At 64.8% G+C, this 16,190-nt stretch carries 14 protein-coding genes; 4 read left to right on the top strand and 10 right to left on the bottom strand.

What is annotated here, in order from left to right:
* The first annotated feature begins 55 nt into the window (after positions 1 to 55).
* On the top strand, positions 56 to 691 hold the full coding sequence (locus AC1L6K_RS11365; RefSeq protein ID WP_480948991.1) for a vitamin K epoxide reductase family protein: 636 nt from the start codon (positions 56 to 58) through the stop codon (positions 689 to 691).
* Between the two features lie 231 nt (positions 692 to 922).
* Here AC1L6K_RS11365 and ndk read toward each other — a convergent pair whose 3' ends face one another.
* The 7 genes from ndk to AC1L6K_RS11330 form a co-directional block, all read right to left on the bottom strand.
* Positions 923 to 1,339: a nucleoside-diphosphate kinase gene (ndk, locus tag AC1L6K_RS11360; protein WP_480948990.1), complete on the bottom strand. Its 417-nt coding sequence runs from the start codon at positions 1,337 to 1,339 to the stop codon at positions 923 to 925.
* A gap of 38 nt (positions 1,340 to 1,377) precedes the next feature.
* Entirely contained in the window at positions 1,378 to 1,833 is a 456-nt protein-coding gene (locus tag AC1L6K_RS11355) for a DUF4233 domain-containing protein (RefSeq protein WP_480952745.1), read from the bottom strand.
* 1 nt (position 1,834) lies between these two features.
* Entirely contained in the window at positions 1,835 to 3,217 is a 1,383-nt protein-coding gene (locus tag AC1L6K_RS11350) for a bifunctional folylpolyglutamate synthase/dihydrofolate synthase (RefSeq protein ID WP_480948989.1), read from the bottom strand.
* The gene (gene ileS / locus AC1L6K_RS11345) at positions 3,218 to 6,496 is read right to left on the bottom strand and encodes an isoleucine--tRNA ligase (RefSeq protein ID WP_480952744.1); all 3,279 of its coding nucleotides are present in this window, start codon (positions 6,494 to 6,496) and stop codon (positions 3,218 to 3,220) included.
* A gap of 280 nt (positions 6,497 to 6,776) precedes the next feature.
* Positions 6,777 to 7,544, bottom strand: coding sequence for an SDR family oxidoreductase (locus AC1L6K_RS11340; protein WP_480948988.1), 768 nt, complete (start codon positions 7,542 to 7,544; stop codon positions 6,777 to 6,779).
* Between the two features lie 55 nt (positions 7,545 to 7,599).
* Entirely contained in the window at positions 7,600 to 7,944 is a 345-nt protein-coding gene (locus tag AC1L6K_RS11335; RefSeq protein WP_480948987.1) for a DUF488 domain-containing protein, read from the bottom strand.
* Positions 7,945 to 8,122: 178 nt separating this feature from the next.
* Entirely contained in the window at positions 8,123 to 8,611 is a 489-nt protein-coding gene (locus AC1L6K_RS11330) for a MepB family protein (protein WP_480948986.1), read from the bottom strand.
* A gap of 48 nt (positions 8,612 to 8,659) precedes the next feature.
* Between AC1L6K_RS11330 and valS the strand changes: the two genes are divergently transcribed.
* Positions 8,660 to 11,281: a valine--tRNA ligase gene (valS, locus tag AC1L6K_RS11325; RefSeq protein WP_480948985.1), complete on the top strand. Its 2,622-nt coding sequence runs from the start codon at positions 8,660 to 8,662 to the stop codon at positions 11,279 to 11,281.
* A 56-nt stretch (positions 11,282 to 11,337) separates the two neighbouring features.
* On the opposite strand, the gene AC1L6K_RS11320 is transcribed toward valS, so the two are convergent.
* Genes AC1L6K_RS11320 through AC1L6K_RS11310 form a run of 3 tightly spaced genes read right to left on the bottom strand, consistent with a single transcriptional unit; the run spans position 11,338 to position 14,744 of the window.
* Positions 11,338 to 12,168, bottom strand: a complete 831-nt coding sequence (locus AC1L6K_RS11320; protein ID WP_480948984.1) for an SGNH/GDSL hydrolase family protein — start codon at positions 12,166 to 12,168, stop codon at positions 11,338 to 11,340.
* A gap of 9 nt (positions 12,169 to 12,177) precedes the next feature.
* The gene (locus tag AC1L6K_RS11315; protein WP_480948983.1) at positions 12,178 to 13,602 is read right to left on the bottom strand and encodes a UDP-glucose dehydrogenase family protein; all 1,425 of its coding nucleotides are present in this window, start codon (positions 13,600 to 13,602) and stop codon (positions 12,178 to 12,180) included.
* Positions 13,599 to 14,744 (bottom strand): glycosyltransferase family 4 protein, encoded by a 1,146-nt coding sequence (locus AC1L6K_RS11310; RefSeq protein ID WP_480948982.1) that lies wholly within the window; start codon positions 14,742 to 14,744, stop codon positions 13,599 to 13,601. The genes AC1L6K_RS11315 and AC1L6K_RS11310 overlap by 4 nt, the downstream gene beginning before the upstream one ends.
* 185 nt (positions 14,745 to 14,929) lie before the next feature.
* Here AC1L6K_RS11310 and AC1L6K_RS11305 point away from each other — a divergent pair, with 185 nt between their 5' ends.
* Entirely contained in the window at positions 14,930 to 15,538 is a 609-nt protein-coding gene (locus AC1L6K_RS11305; RefSeq protein ID WP_480948981.1) for a TetR/AcrR family transcriptional regulator, read from the top strand.
* A gap of 1 nt (position 15,539) precedes the next feature.
* Positions 15,540 to 15,944 (top strand): DoxX family protein, encoded by a 405-nt coding sequence (locus AC1L6K_RS11300; protein WP_480948980.1) that lies wholly within the window; start codon positions 15,540 to 15,542, stop codon positions 15,942 to 15,944.
* The last annotated feature ends 246 nt before the right edge of the window (positions 15,945 to 16,190 follow it).

Here is a 16,190-nt window from a genome sequence, read left to right as displayed (position 1 = left end):
AAGAAACTCACGCTACAATCAGGACACAATCACCGGTTGAGATGAATAGGACGTCATGCCCAGCACTGAAGCTCCCACCCGAGACCCGGCAGACTTGGACAAGCCCGCCATGGCGCGCGCCAGGCCGTTTGGCTGGTTCCTGGTCATTGCCGGCGCCATTGCATGGATCGCGTCCTTCACCCTGGTGCTTGAACGGCTCGAGCTTTACAAGGACCCAAACGCCACAGCCAGCTGCGACTTCAACTCCTGGATCTCCTGCAGCGACGTCATGAAGACACCGGAAGCCGCCCTGCTCGGCTTCCCCAATCCATTTATGGGCATCGTGGCGTTCGCTGTCATCATCACCGCCGGCGTGGTCCTGCTCGCCGGGGCAAGGCTGGCCCGCTGGTATTGGATCGGCCTGCAAGTGGGCATTACCGCCGGCATGGCCCTGGTGGGCTGGTTTTGGTTCACCGCCGTTTACACCCTCGCCGTCCTCTGCCCTTACTGCATGGTGGTGTGGGCAATGATGATCCCGATCTTCGTCTGGACCACCATCCGCAACGTCAACCACGGCGTCATCCCGGCCCCGCCGGCGCTCACCAAGTTCCTCAATAATTGGGCCTGGATCATTGTCGCCCTGTTCTACCTGGCCGTCCTGGCCTCCATCTTCTTCAAGTTCATGTACCTGATCATCCCCTCCAACTCCTGAGCCGCCCAACAATCGCTATCGCAGCAATGGCGGCTTTTTCGCGTTCCCTCTCGCAGTCCCCGTCCGAGGTGTGCGAGAGCGTTTTCGAAAAGTAGACCATTGCTGCGATAGCGTCAGGGAAAAACGCGCCATTGCTGCGATAGCGTTTGCAAGGGTTGTTAAGGTACGACGACGAAGGGCACCTCCCGCTGGGAGGTGCCCTTCGTCGTCAGGCCTGTGTGTCAGGAAGGCTTAGGCGAACCAGATGCCGATCTCGCGCTCGGCGGAATCAACGGAGTCGGAGCCGTGAACGAGGTTCTGCTGGACCTTCAGGCCCCAGTCGCGGCCGAAGTCGCCGCGGATGGTGCCCGGCGCCGCCGTGGTGGGATCGGTGGTGCCAGCCACGGCGCGGAAGCCTTCGATGACACGGTGGCCCTCGAAGATGGCTGCCACGACGGGGCCGGAGAGCATGAACTCAACGAGCGGCTCGTAGAACGGCTTACCGACGTGCTCTTCGTAGTGCGCCTCGAGCTGCTCGCGCGTGGCGGTGACCTTCTTCAGCTCGGCCAGGATGTAACCCTTCGCCTCGATGCGGGCCAGGACGGCTCCGGAAAGGTTGCGGGCGACGCCGTCGGGCTTGACAAGGACAAGGGTGCGCTCAATGCTCACAGTAACTCCAAATAACTAGGTAAAAAGGACAATCAGGTTCAGTGTACTTCGCCGGTCCCGCCGGGTGCGGGTGCTTCGGGGTGTGCTGCATCCCAGCTGGCCTGCGCCCTGGCCCGGGCCGCGTTTTCGCGGTCAATCTTGGCGCCGGCGTACAGGGCATACCACCAGGCGACGGCGAAGAGCACGCCAACGACAAACATTGACGGTTCCCAAATGCCGCTGGCGATCAAGACCAGCTGCAGGATCCAGCCAAGGGCAACGCCCCAGGTTTTGCGGATGACTCCGCAGGCCAGGATCATCAGGACCGCCAGCACACCGGCGGCCAGGAGGTAGGTGGCGTCCTTGTCCTTGAGCCCGAACAACGCCAGGCCCAGGAACAGCGCCACGAACGCCTCGAGCATCAAGACCACCGAGGCGAACATCATCTTGGTGGAGCGCAGCTTCTTGGGGGTGTTGGGCCTCCATTCGCGCTGGGCTTTTGTCAGCTTGGCCAATTCAGGCACCCTCCCTTTCGCCCGGTCGGCCCAGCAGGATGCGGGCCTCGCCCACAAGGGTGATGGAGCCCGTGATCAAGATGCCGCCGGCAAGGTCGTTGTTGGATTCAGCCCGTTCAACGGCCCACTCAATGGCGTCGTCAAGCTTCTCGGCGATGTGGACGTCTTCCTCGGCCCAGCCCAGGTCCACGGCCATTTCCGCCAGTTCCGCGGCCGGGATGGCCCGCGGGGAGTTGGATTGGGTCAGGCAGATTTCCGCCGCCTCGTCACCGTAGGATTCCTTGATGGTGTTCAGGATTTCCTCGGCGTCCTTTTCCGCCAGCACGCCGAGCACGACGACAAGCTTGCTGAAGGCAAACGCCTCCTGGAGGGCTGCCGCGGTGACTGCGATGCCTGCGGGGTTGTGCGCGGCATCCACCACGATGGTGGGTGAGGTGCGCATGACTTCAAGGCGTCCCGGCGAGGTGACGGCGGCAAAGCCTTCCTGGACCAGTTCCTTGTTGAGTTCCTTCTCTCCCCCGCCCAGGAATGCCTCCAGCGCGGCAAGCGCCACGGCGGCGTTCTGGGCCTGGTGTTCACCGTGCAGCGGCAGCAGGATTCCCGGGTAGCGCCCGGCCAGTCCCTGCAGGTCAAGCATTTGCCCGCCCACGGCCACGGTGCGTGCCTCCACGCCAAACTCGACGCCCTCGAAACGGAAGTCGGCGTTCTTCCCGCGGGCCGCGTCCAGGATGACCTGGGCTGCATCGGCGGGCTGGGCGGCGCTGATGACGAAGGCGCCCTCCTTGATGATCCCTGATTTTTCCTCGGCGATCAGCCCGGTGGTGTCGCCCAACAACTCCGTGTGGTCCAGGGAGATGGGCGTGAAGACGGCCACCTGGCCGTCGCCAACATTGGTGGCGTCGGTGATCCCGCCCAGGCCCACCTCCATGACTGCCACGTCGACGGGTTCGTCGGCGAAGATGGCAAACGCCAGGATCGTCAGGCACTCAAAGTAGGTCAGGCGCACCTCCCCGGCGGTCATGAGTTCGGCGTCGACGATGTCCAGGTAGGGGCGGATTTCGTCCCAGATCCGCACGAAGGTCTCGTCACTGACGGGCGCCCCGTCAATGCTGATGCGCTCGGTCACCCGGGTCAGGTGCGGGCTCGTGTACCGGCCGGTGCGCAGGTCGTGGGCCAGCAGGCCCGCCTCGATCATCCGGGCGGTGGAGGTTTTCCCGTTGGTGCCGGTGATGTGGATGATGGGAAAAGCCTTGTTGGGCTCCCCCAGCACGTCCATGGCACGGAACAAGGGAGCCAGCCTGGGCTGCATCTTGTTTTCCGGGGCACGGCCCAACAGTTCGGCGTAGACGCTTTCAACCGAGAATTCGTCATGATTGGCAGGCATTTAGGAAATGCTCCGTTCAACTGTGATGGTGGTGTCAACGTCACCGGGGATGAGTTCAAGCTTCAGCGTCAGGGTTTCGCCCTTGAGCAGTTCGGCGTTGGCGTGCAGCGCGTCGATGATGTCCTGCGGGGCGCTGATGATGGTGCGGATCCTGTCACTGACCTGCAGCCCGGCCTCCTTGCGGGCCTGCTGGACGGCACGCACCATGTCGCGTGCCGTTCCTTCTGCCTCAAGCTCGGGTGTCAGCTCGGTGTTGAGCACCACGAAGCCGCCGTGCGGCAGCATCGCAACGGCACTCTTGCCGCCGTCGTGCGCGTCCTCAACCACTGTCTCCAGCGTGTATTCGGACGGTTCCAGCACGAGGGAGCCTGCGGTGACAACCCCGTCGGTGACGGACCAGTCCCCGGACTTGGAGCCCTTGATGGCGAGCTGGACGTTCTTGCCCAGGCGCGGGCCTGCTGCGCGGGCGTTGACAACCAGCTTCTGGGAGATGCCGAACTCCTCCGGGGAGGCCTCGGCTGCGTCAACGAAACGGACGGTGCGGATGTTCAATTCCTCCGCAACAATCGCGGCGCCGTCGTTCAGGGCGGCGGCGTTGGGTGCCACGACAGTGAGCTCCGCCAGGGGCAGGCGGACGCGCAGCTTGGCGGCCTTGCGCAGGCTGGAACCGGTGGAGCAGATCTGCTGGATCTTGTCCATCTGGTCGACGAGCTCGGCATTGCCCAGGAACAAATCGGCGTTGGGCCAGTCGGTCAGGTGCACGGAGCGCCCGCCGGTGAGACCGCGCCAGACTTCTTCCGTGACCAGCGGCAGCAGGGACGCGCCAACGCGGCACACGGTTTCCAGCGCCGTGTAGAGCGCGTCGAAGGCGTCCACGTTCTCGTCAAAGAAGCGGTTGCGGCTGCGGCGGACGTACCAGTTGGTGAGCATGTCGAAGTAGCTGCGCAGGGAGTCGCAGGCGCCGGAGACGTCGTACTCATTGAGCTTGGCTTCCATCTCACGCACCAGATCGCCGGTGTTGGCCATCAGGTACTGGTCCATGGGGTCGGAGTACTCGTCGTAGCGCAGCTTGGCATCGTAACCCTTGCCCTCATTGGCGGTATTCGCGTAGAGGGTGAAGAAGCTGTACACGTTCCACAACGGCAGGATGACCTGGCGGACACCCTCGCGGATGCCCTGTTCGGTCACGACCAGGTTGCCACCGCGCAGGATGGGGCTGGCCATCAGGAACCACCGCATGGCGTCGGCGCCGTCACGGTCGAGCACCTCGGAAACATCCGGGTAGTTGTGCAGGGACTTGGACATCTTTTGCCCGTCGGAGCCCAGGACGATGCCGTGGCTGATGACGTTCTTAAACGCCGGGCGGTCAAACAGTGCTGTGGAGAGCACGTGCAGCATGTAGAACCAGCCGCGGGTCTGGCCAATGTACTCGACGATGAAGTCGGCCGGGTTGTGGGTGTTGAACCAGTCCTCGTTCTCGAACGGGTAGTGGACCTGGCCGTACGGCATGGAGCCGGAGTCAAACCAGACATCGAGCACATCTTCCACGCGGCGCATGGTCGACTTGCCCGTGGGGTCGTCCGGGTTGGGGCGGGTCAGCTCATCGATGAACGGGCGGTGCAGGTCAACCTCGCCCTCCTTGTTCAACGGCAGGCGGCCAAAGTCGGCCTGAATCTCGGCGAGGGAGCCGTACACATCCGTGCGGGGGTGGTTTTCGTCGTCGGACTGCCACACCGGGATGGGTGAACCCCAGTAGCGGTTGCGGGAGATGGACCAGTCCCGGGCGTTGGACAGCCACTTGCCGAACTGGCCGTCCTTGACGTTGCCGGGGATCCAGTTGATGTCCTGGTTCAGCTCGACCATGCGGTCCTTGAACGCTGTGACTTCCACATACCAGGAGGAAACGGCGCGGTAGATCAGGGGTGTGCGGCAGCGCCAGCAATGCGGGTAGCTGTGCACATAGCTGGCCTGGCGGACCAGGCGGCCCGCGTCGCGGACTACGCGGGTGATGGTCTTGTTGGCGTCAAAGACCTGCACCCCGGCAATGTCGCTCAGCGGGCCTTCGGCAAACAAGGACAGGAAGTTCGCGCCCTCATCGACGGACAGGACCACGGGGATGCCGTACTGCTCGCAGACCTTCTGGTCCTCTTCACCGTAGGCGGGCGCCTGGTGGACGACGCCGGTGCCGTCGGTGGTGGTCACGTAGTCGGCAAGCAAGAACTGCCAGGACTTCGCCGTGCCGTACTTCTCGTCGTCGGCAAAGTAGTCCCACAGCGGCTCGTACTTCAGGCCCTCAAGCTCGGCGCCCGCGTACGTGGCGGTGACGGCGGCCGTCGCGGCAGCTCCGTCGTCGTACCCCAAATCCTTGGCGTGGGCACCAACGAGGTCCGAGGCCAGGAGGAACTTCTCCCCCGTGGCACCCAGGGTGACCCCGTTGGGGCCAACAGGCACGACGGCGTAGCTGACCTTGGGCCCGACGGCGAGGGCCTGGTTGGTGGGCAGCGTCCAGGGCGTGGTGGTCCAGGCGATGGCGGCAACGCCGGCCAGCTCCTGCGAGAGCGCGGATTCGCCGGCCAGGATGGGGAACGTGACGGTGACTGTCTGGTCCTGGCGGTCCTTGTAGACGTCGTCGTCCATGCGAAGTTCGTGGTTGGAGAGCGGCGTCTCATCCTTCCAGCAGTACGGCAGCACGCGGTAGCCGTTGTACGTCAGGCCCTTGGAGTGGAGCTGCTTGAACGCCCAGAGAACGGACTCCATGTACTCGACGTTGAGCGTCTTGTAATCGTTGTCGAAGTCGACCCAGCGGGCCTGGCGGGTGACGTATTCCTGCCATTCGCCGGCGTATTTCATGACGGAGGAGCGGCAGGCGTCGTTGAACTTGTCGATGCCCATGGCCTCGATCTGGGCCTTGTCGGTCATGCCCAGCTGCTTCATGGCTTCCAGCTCGGCGGGCAGCCCGTGCGTGTCCCAGCCAAAGCGGCGCTCAACGCGGCGGCCGCGCTGGGTCTGGTAGCGGGCGACGAGGTCCTTGACGTAACCGGTCAGCAGGTGGCCGTAGTGCGGCAGTCCGTTGGCGAAGGGAGGGCCGTCGTAGAACACGAATTCGTTGGACCCGTCGGTGCCGGCGTCGCGCGCGTCAATGCTGGCCTGGAACGTGCCGTCTTCATCCCAGTACTTCAGGACGAGTTCTTCGACCTTCGGAAAATTCACGGAGGCGGGGACGTGCTTGGATTCGGCGTGGAGGCCGGCGGCGGCTGAGGCCTTCGGGAAGTGGGTCATCACATCATCCTGGTTGTGGGCGTTCATGTTCAGGATGCAAGGACGGCTTGCGCCGCGGTACCACCTCGCTTACCGTCCCCCGCTTTTACACCGGGTGCGGCCGCTCATTAGCTGCTGTGACGGGCTTACCCGTCCGGTTCTACCGGCCCCTTTTTTGGTGGGGCGTTCTTCCGGAAGCTCACCGGTGATGGCCGGGTCGAAGCTTTGTCCCCCAGTCTACGGGATGCCGCGGACTGGTGCGGACGCCGCCGCCCCGCCCCTGCTGTCCAGCGGCGGCTGTCTAGCGGCGGATCACCTTGTGGGCGGCGGCCTGGGCCACGGGGCGCATGACGATCTGGTCCAGGTTCACATGGTGGGGAAGCCCGACGGCGTAACCCACCACGCCTGCCACATCCTCCGCCGTCAGGGGTTTCGCCACGCCCTTGTAAACGTTGTCGGCAGCTTCCTGGTTTCCGGAGAGCCGGTTGAGGGTGAACTCCTCCGTGTGCACCATGCCGGGGGCCACCTCGATGACGCGGATGTTGTGTTCGGCTTCTTCCAGGCGCAGGGCGTCGTTGAGTGCATGCTGGCCGAATTTCGCGGCGTTGTAGCCGGATCCGCCCTCGTAGGCGGTGTGCCCCGCCGTCGAGGTCAGGTTCAGGATGGTGGCGTTGCCGTGGCTGCGCAGGGCAGGCAGGAATGCCTTGATGACCTTCAGGGTGCCCATGACATTGACCTGAAACATCCACTCCCAGTCTGCTTCCTTGGCGTTGGCCACACTGTCGACGCCGCGGGCGCCGCCGGCAATGTTGATGAGTGTGTCGGCTCCGCCTGCCGGGCCAAAGGTGTCGGCGGCGAAATCGCGGAGGCGGGCGACGTCGTCGTCCGTTGTGATGTCGGCGGCGCAGGCGATGGCTCCGGTTTCCCGGGCGAGCTCGTCGAGGCGGTCTGCGCGGCGGGCCACGGCGATGACGTTCCAGCCCTCTGCCCTGAGCCGGCGGACGGTGGCGGCGCCGATGCCTGAGCTGGCGCCTGTGACTACTGCATTTTTGGAAGTGTTTTCAGCCATGGTTCAAATGTATCGCTGTTGGCGCGGGTTGCTGAAATGGCCGGAGAGCGGGCGCTTATGGCTTCTTGTTGAGGAAGGCCAGGAGGACGGCGGCCTGGTTTTCGCGGTGGTCCTTGGCGCCATAGAGCAGCACCACGGCCTCGTGTTCGGCGATAATGTCGCGCAGCTGCGCCACGGCGGGATTTTGTTTCAATTCGGCCGTGTAGTCGCGGACAAACGCCTCAAAGTGTTCCGGCAGGTGGCCGAAGGCGTTGCGCACCTCGGTGCTGGGGCCCGCCTCCTTGAGCCACAGGTCAACTTTGTCTTTTTTGACGCCGCGCGGCCACAGCCTGTCGACCAGGACGCGGTACTCCCCCGGTTCCGGCTCCTCATACACACGCAAAATCCGTACTGTGCCCATATTTGCATCATAGCCCCGGGCCGGGACGTGGGTCAGGTGCCCTGGTGACCTAATCTGCGCTGAGCTGGAAGCTGGCGTGCCGCATGACAGTGTTATGCGGCACGCCAGCTTCCAGCGGTGCGCAGATTAGGTCACTGTCCTGCCGCCGGCGGAAGTTTCCGGGCACGGTTGCGCCCAATCAGGCCGCGTACAGTTCCCGCACCCGTGCAGCGGAGGCATCATGGGGCAGAAAGAATTCGCCCTGCCACTGTTGGGTGTGCCGGGCCTGGGTGCTGGTGGTCTCAACGTCGGGAGTGTAGACGCGCATGGCCCGTTTGCCGCCCCTGCCATCAAGCGAGACCACGCCGTGGCGTGCCAACACACCCAGGGGGAACACGAACTGGCCCAGCCCCGCACCCACGCCGGCCTGGATGACAAAGAGGGCAGCGCCGTCGGCCGTGTCAAAGGGGCGGATGGGCCCTGCTGCCGATCGCCGCCACAGCGTGACAAACTGCCCCGCCTTGGTGGGCGTGGTCTTCGCGGCGCGGAACACGGCGGGCCGGCCGCCCAGCAACAGGGTGTGGGCGCCGTAGCCGGAACCCTCCGGCTCGGCACGGACGCCGGTCCACGACAGCCCCGCCAGTTCCCACATCCGCCTTGCCTGCCCCAGAGCTTCCACACGCACCATATAACCACTGAATCCTGCTTCCAGGGCAAGTCATGAAAGAATTGGGCCATGGCTGAAAACTTTCCGGGCACAGACACGCCCGCACCCACCACAAGCAATGTTCCCGACAAGCCCGTTTTGGAGGGCCTTGAAGAGTCCCTGACCAAGCGCTGGCTTGACGAGGGCACCTACAAGTTTGACCGTGAGACCACCCGGGAGCAGGTGTACTCCATCGACACTCCCCCGCCCACGGCCTCCGGTTCCTTGCATGTGGGCCACATGTTCTCGTACACCCAGACCGACGTACTGGCCCGCTTCCAGCGCATGAACGGCAAGAACGTCTTCTATCCCATGGGTTGGGACGACAACGGCCTGCCCACCGAGCGCCGCGTGCAGAACTACTACGGCGTGCGCTGCGATCCCACGTACTCCTACGTGGACGGCTACCGCCCGCCCGCGACACCGGCCAAGAACCAGCGTGATTTCGACGTCATCTCCCGCAAGAACTTCATTGAGCTGTGCGAGGAGCTCGCCGTGGAAGACGAGAAGGTCTTTGAACACCTGTTCCAGACCTTGGGCCTCTCTGTTGACTGGGCACTGACGTACAGGACCATCGACGACCACTCCCGTTCAGTGTCCCAGCGCGGATTCCTGGAAAACCTTTCGGCCGGCGACGCCTACATGGCCGAGGCACCCACACTCTGGGACGTCACGTTCCGCACCGCCGTGGCCCAGGCCGAACTGGAAGACCGCGAAGTTGCCGGCGCCTACTACCGGTACCCGTTCTTCGCCGAAGACGGCACGAAGATTTACATTGAGACCACACGCCCGGAACTGCTCGCCGCCTGCTCCGCCCTGGTCGCCAACCCCGACGACGAGCGCTACAAGCCGCTCTTTGGCAAGAAGGTCACCTCCCCCCTGTTCGGGGTCGAGGTTGAGGTCCGCGCCCATGCCCTGGCCAAGGCCGACAAGGGCTCGGGCATTGCCATGGTCTGCACCTTCGGAGACCTGACAGACGTCACCTGGTGGCGTGAACTGCAGCTGCCCACCCGCGCCATCGTAGGACGGGACGGCCGCATCCTCGGCGACACCCCCGAGTGGATCACCACCGAGGAAGGCCGCACCAACTACGCGGCGATCGCCGGCAAGACAGTGTTCAGCGCCAAGGAAGGCGTTGTTGCCATGCTCACCGAGGCGGAGCTGCTGGACGGCGACGTCAAGAAGATCATGCACCCCGTGAACTTCTTTGAAAAGGGCGACAAGCCCCTGGAAATCGTCTCCTCACGCCAGTGGTACATCCGCAACGGCGGCCGCGACGAGGACCGCCGCGAACGCTTGATCAACCGGGGCAAGGAAATTGAGTTCCACCCGGCGTTCATGCGCTCGCGCTACGACAACTGGATCTCGGGCCTGAACGGCGACTGGCTCGTTTCCCGCCAGCGCTTCTTCGGCGTCCCGGTTCCCGTCTGGTACCCGCTGGATGCCGACGCCAACCCGGACTACGACCATCCCATCCTGCCCACCGCGGAGATGCTCCCGGTGGACCCGGCCGCCGACGCGGCACCGGGCTACACCGAATCCCAGCGCAACGCGGCCGGCGGCTTCGTCGGCGACGCAGACGTGCTGGACACCTGGGCCACCTCTTCCCTGACGCCGCAGATTGTCGGCGGCTGGGGCGTTGATGAGGACTTGTTCGGGAAGGTTTACCCCTTCGACCTGCGCCCGCAGGGCCACGACATCATCCGCACCTGGCTGTTCTCCTCGGCCGTGCGCGCCGACGCCCTCCAGGGCAGCGCACCGTGGAAGCATGCCGCCATCTCCGGCTGGATCCTTGACCCGGACCGCAAGAAGATGTCCAAGTCCAAGGGCAACGTGGTCGTCCCCACCGACGTGCTCAACGACTTTGGTGCCGATGCCGTCCGCTACTGGGCAGCGTCCGCCAAGCTCGGCGCCGACACGGCCTATGAGATTGCGCAGATGAAGATCGGCCGGCGCCTGGCCATCAAGCTGCTCAACGCCTCCAAGTTCGTGCTGAACCTTGGCGCCACCGAGGCCAATGTGCTCAACACCGACTCCGACGTGCTCAGCAACCCGCTGGACCGCGCCCTGCTGGCTCAGCTCGCCGAGGTCGTCCATGCTTCAACGGCGGCGTTTGAAAAGTACGACTACGCCCGCGCCCTGCAGCTCACCGAGAGCTTCTTCTGGCACTTCACTGACGACTACGTCGAACTCATCAAGGACCGTGCCTACGGTGCCAGCGGCGAGGAGGGCCAGGCTTCAGTGCTGGCAGCCCTGGCCACCACGCTGGATTCGCTGCTGCGCCTGTTCGCCCCGTTCCTGCCGTTCGCGACGGAGGAAGTGTGGAGCTGGTGGCGTGCAGGCTCCGTTCACCGCGCCCCGTGGCCCGGTGTTGTTGCCGTGGACGACGGCGACACCACCTTGCTCGCGACGGTCGGCGACGCCTTGAGCGGCATCCGCAAGGCCAAGTCCGAGGCCAAGGTCAAGCAGCGCACCCAGGTCCTCACCGCCACCGTGACGGCCGGCGACGTCCAGGCCGCGCAACTGCTTGCGGGCTTGGGCGACCTCAAGGCGGCCGCGAATGCGCTTGAACTCACGGTTGCCGTGGGCGGCAGCGAGCTCACCGTGTCCGACGTCGAGCTGGCGCCGGCCGAGGAGCCCGCGCAGGCATAGCCCCCTCTTGAACTGCCCCGCAGTTGTGGTCGCAAAAGCAGCGATTTTGAGCTGTTTTACGACCACAACTGCGGGGCAGTTTTTAATTTGGGGCGTGCCAGCTTCTTTAGACCCTTTTTCGGCGGCACCCGCACGGGCTCCGGCCAGCGGGGGCTGAGGTCATCGCCCAGCGTGGTGCCGCGCACCTTGCGGGCCGCCAACGGCAGCACCCAGTCGGTGACCCACACATACTGGCTCCGGGCCCACTCCCTGGCGCCGGGGCCGGGGCGCCTGTCCTTGTGCTTGAGCGCCAGGCCGTGCGGGACGTCGAGCTGGTCGAGGAGCTGCGCCGCCAGGTATTTGTGGCCGGCCTTGGACATGTGCAGCCTGTCAGGGCCCCACAGGCGGGGATTCGTGTAGGCCGCGAAGGCTGCGTAGTCCACCAACACCGCCCCGTACTTTGCGGCGAGGCCGCGGACCCCGTCATTGTAGGCGTGGTTCTTCTTCCGCAGCGGGCCCAGCAGGGGTGAGACCTCGACGTCGTATCCGGTGAACAGCACCAGCGTGGCACCTGTTTGGGCAAGCCGCGACACCAGGAGCTCGTACTGGGCCAGGATGTCGGGAATCCTGGTGCCGAGGTCCATGACGTCGTTCCCGCCGGCGTACAGCGTGATCAGCGTCGGTTCCATGGCAACGGCTGTCTCCAGCTGCTCGGCGATGATGTGCCGCAGCCGCTTGCTGCGGATGGCAAGGTTTGCGTACTCCCAGCCGGGCGTCTCCCGGGCCAGGGCCTCAGCCACCCTGTCGGCCCAGCCCCTGACACCATTGGGCAGGTGCTGGTTGAAGTCCCCGACGCCCTCCGTGAACGAATCGCCCAAGGCCACAAAGCGGCCCGGCACCTTCTGCATCACAGGGCGCTAGACCGCCGACCTGGACTGCACGGATCCAACCGACTGCACAGAAGCAACTGCCTGCGCAGGGCCGGCTGACGGGGCCGAGCCAAGGGCCGGGGTCCCGGAGACACCGGCGCCGGAGCCGCTGCGCCCGATCCCGTGGTAGTCCCAGCCGGCCGACTGCCACGCCGCGGCGTCCAGGGCGTTGCGGCCGTCAATGATCACCGGCCGCTGCACCCAGCCGGCCGCCTGGGCCGGATCCAAGGAGGTGAATTCGGGCCAGTGGGTCAGCAACAGCACCAGCTCGGCTCCGTGCAGGGCTGAGGCCGCATCGCTGTCAAAGGCAAGCTGCGGAAACTGCAACCATGCGGTGTCGGCGGCCTGTGGGTCGCTGACTGTCACGTGCGCACCCTCCGCCGCCAGCTGCGCTGCCACATCCAACGCCGGCGAATCACGGATGTCATCGGTGTGCGGCTTGAACGAGGCGCCGAGGATGGTGACCCGCCGCCCGGCCACGGAGCCGCCGCAAAGCCGCACGGCAGTCTCAGCTGTGCGGTAGCGCGCATCGGCGTTGATGCCGTCCACCAGCGAAAACATTTCATCGAGGGCGTCAACACCGTGGCTCTGGGCCTGCGCCCGGAACGACCTCAGGTCCTTGGGCAGGCAGCCGCCGCCAAAACCGACGCCGGCGTGGAAGTACTTGCCCCCGATGCGGTCGTCGTGCCCCAGCGCCTGGGCAAGCTGGACGACGTCGGCCCCGGCCTTCTCGCAAAACTCACCCACGGCGTTGATGTAGGACAGTTTCAATGCCAAGAACGCGTTCGCGGACACCTTGATCAGTTCCGCCGTGGCAAAGTTGGTGACCACCTTTGGGGTCCCGCGTGCCAGCAGCGGTGCATAGACGGCGTCGAGCATGGTGCCGGCCCTGACCCCGCGCTCACCGTCGGCGACGCCGTAGACCAGCCGGTCCGGGACCAGGGAGTCCTCGACGGCGGTGCCCTGGCGCAGGAACTCGGGGTTCCACGCCAGCACGGCCCCGGTGGCTGCAATCATCGACTCAACCACGCCTGCCGTCCCCACGGGCACTGTTGACTTGCCCACCACCAGGGCGTCGGGGCGCAGATGCGGCAGCAACGACTCAATGGCCGACCGCAGGAACGACAGGTCTGAATCGTTGGCCGTCTTGGATTGCGGGGTGCCGACGCACAGGAAATGAATTTCGGCATCGGCGAGCTCGGCCGGGTCGGTGGTGAACGTGAGATGGCCGCCGCTGTGGCCTTCCTTGAGCAATTCGGCAAGTCCGGGCTCGTGGAAGGGTGCGGTGCCGGCGGCCAGCTGGGCGATCCGGGTGGCGTCCGTGTCCAGGCCAACGACCTCATGGCCCATATGTGCCAGTGTGGCCGCGTGCACGGTGCCGAGGTAGCCTGCGCCAATAACCGAAATTTTCATTTGATTCCTTTCAGTGCGGTAGTAAGCCGCGGGTGGTCGGCAATGGTCTGGGTGTAGAGGTCCATCAGCTGTTCGCAGACAACGTGCCAGCTGCGGCCCTGGACCTGGTCGAAGGCTGCGGCACCAAAGGCGGCCCGCTTGGCGTCGTCACCGAGAAGGTCGGTGGCATAGCCCCGCAACTGGGCCAGGTCGCCCGGTTCGTACAACCATCCCGTGCGGGAGGAATCCACCAGGTCCACGGGCCCGCCGCGCCCGGTGGCGACAACGGGGACGCCCGAGGCCATGGCTTCCTGGATGGTTTGGCAGAAGGTTTCCAGCTCGCCGGGGTGGACAAAGAGGTCGAAGGAGGCCATGGCGGCTGCCAGCTCCCCACCACCCAGAAATCCGGTGAAGTGGGCGTCGGGCAGGAGCGCCTCCAAGGCCGGGCGCTGCGGTCCGTCGCCGACGATGACGAGCCGGGAGTTCGGGATGCCCGCCAGGGCGGCGAGGTCCTCGACCTGTTTCTCGAGGGCCAGGCGGCCCACATAGCCGATGATCCTTTGGCCTCCGGGTGCGACAGCCCGGCGGAAGGCCTCACTTCGCTTGCCGGGGTGGAAGCGCTCGGTGTCCACGCCGCGGCGCCAGAGCTCGACGCGCGGGATGCCGTGTCCACGGAGTTTCTGCATCGCATCCGTGGACGGGGCCAGCGTTTTCGTGGCAGTCTTGTGGATTCTTTCCACCCGCAGCCAGGCCCAGTTCGCCAGGAACGGCATGCCGTATTTTGCGGCGTATCCCGGGACGTCCGTTTGGTAGACCGCCACCGACGGCAGGCCCAACAGTGCCGCGGCCCGGACGGCACGCCATCCCAAGACGAAGGGCGAGGCCAGGTGGACCACGTCGGGGTTGAACTCGGCCAACAGGGTCTTCACGCGGGCCACACCGCCAAAGGCAATGCGGATGTTCCGATACCCGGCCAGGGGAACCGCTGGAAGCCGCCTGACGGTGGCCCCCTCCACATGCCGGGGTGCGTTCTCAAGCGTGGACGGCGCAATGACAAGTACGTCATCTCCGCGCGCATCCAGGTGTTGCAGGATTTTTAGAAGCGAATGGGTGACCCCATTCATCTCGGGCAGGAACGATTCAGCAACTATGGCAACCTTCACGCTCCAACCATGACCGGCCAAGATTGCCGGTACGGGCCGCTACGGGAACGTGGGGGTGAAGAGTGGGTGAACGGAGGTCCCTGGCAACGAACGACGGCGCCACGGCCGGCACCGAACGACGGCGCCAGCGGAGGGCGGCACCGCGTTGGTTGCGAGGCGGATGGGGGCCTGATAAATTGATGAACATGTTCAGTGAACGTGTTCAGTCGAGAAGCGGCCAACGGTCGGCAACCATCCAGGGGGTGCTCTCGGCCGCGGAGGCGCTCTTTCGCCAGCAGGGCTTCAAAGCCACCACTGTGCGTCAAATCGCGGCCGCCGCCGGTGTCAGCGTTGGCACGGTCATGGCAGCAGGCGACAAGGACAGTCTGTTGGTGGCTGTCATGGACCGGCACATTTCAAAGCTGCAAAGGGACCGACAGCTCCCGGACGCAGGGTTCCTGGCCATGAAGGCTGGCACCAACGCCGAGGGCATGATCGCCGCCTTGGTCGAACCCTTTCTGACGCTTTTTGCCGATGACCTGCCACTGGCCAGGGAATATGGCGCCATTCTTCTCAGGGGCAGCAGCGGCTCAGCCGTCTTTGGTGAACTGGCTGCCAATCTCAAGGCCGAGTTTGAGCAGGTCTTCAGGCTGTTCGGGATGCGGACCGCCGGAGCCCGGAATGCCGCAACGGCTGTCCACCTGTCCTATCTCGGCATTCTTCTCGCCTGGGCCGGCGGGGCCTGCGACCAATACGAAGCCTTGGCCCAGCTCAAGACGGTGGTTGGCACGATCCTGCAGCCTGGCGGCGCATAAAATGTTACTCCTCCCGGAACTTTGGTGGCCCAGCACCTTCCTGGCACTGGTCTTGTTCGTCGATGCTGCCGCGTCTGTTCACCCGCCCCGGTTCATTCGCGACTGCCTCGACGGCGTCCGCTTCCCCCGGGAATGGTGGTGGGCCCTGGTGGTTGTGAAGTTGCTGGCAGCAGCCGGGCTGATGGCCGGCCTCGCCGTTCCCGGCGTTGGTTTGGCCGCCAACGTCGGAGTGGTGGCGTATTTCCTGGCGGCCGCCGCTGCACACATTCGTGCGAGATTCCTTAAACAGGAATTCTGGCTGCTAACCTGCCGCTGCTCCACCCGTGGATTTGGGGCAAAGGGGAAGCCCCATCGGCCTTTTGCCGTCGGTGGGGCTTCGACTTTCATGCCGCTATGTGACGGTTAGCGGTCTGGCGGGTGCCATCGACCTTCAGGACTTTTCACCGCGTCACCGGTGTCAATGAACCTTTTCGAGTGTCCCGCCGAAGCGTTAACTCTTGTATCAAGCGGTTCAGTCACTGAATATCTGGTGCCTGCCAGCCCTTTCCTTGGCGGATTGGGTAAGAACAATTATGCTCCTGCCAACGTGGCGATAACAAGGGCCGGTGCGGAAATTTTCCTAGAAATTTCCGCACCGGCCATTACCCGAAAT

Source organism: Specibacter sp. BI4, from assembly GCF_056680095.1.
Note: the sequence above shows the minus strand (reverse complement) of the source record. Positions and strands in the feature narration are given on the sequence as shown.